Annotated in this window: 1 protein-coding gene; it reads right to left on the bottom strand. The window is 43.4% G+C overall.

Annotation, left to right across the window (positions count from 1 at the left end):
• Nucleotides 1–502: hypothetical protein (locus C9J40_RS22070; RefSeq protein WP_199188153.1), on the bottom strand; the 502-nt coding region annotated here is incomplete at both ends.

The raw sequence follows: 502 nt of genomic DNA, 5'->3' as shown, positions 1-502 counted from the left end.
GTATCAGTAGTTACCGTTGATGCCTTAACGCTATTGGCGTTATTAATGTCGTGGCTGTTTAAGTCAATCGCGGTTTCAAACTGTTGTAGCTCAGGTTTCCCAGTGACCGCATTTCGGTGCAGTAGTCCATCCACTAAGGCGTTAGTAGTAGGTGGTGTGAGTGTCAGTACCACAGCATTACCATTAACTGTAGCATTGAGTTGATCGGCGAGTTTCTTAGCAATGGCTTCCCCGCCAGGCTGAAATTGCAATTTCAGTTGGTAGTTAGTGCCGTTGTTAATCGTATCGATATCACCAAAAGCCGTGTTGGTCTTTTGATTTAATGCTGTTGGCCAAGTGAGATTATCGATGTAAAAACGAAGCACGCTATTTTCTAGCTGAGAAAATAGCGTAACGGTATTGTCAATTTGTTCACTTTGGCTAACAAGTTGCTTGAGTTCAATGTCTTCATTACTGGCTTGCGTAGAGGCTGGCATCGCCAATAGCATTGCCAATAACAAAG

Origin of the sequence: Photobacterium sp. GB-72 (assembly GCF_003026095.1) — a bacterium.
Taxonomy (GTDB): Bacteria; Pseudomonadota; Gammaproteobacteria; order Enterobacterales; family Vibrionaceae; genus Photobacterium.
This window is presented reverse-complemented; position numbering and strand designations above follow the sequence as displayed.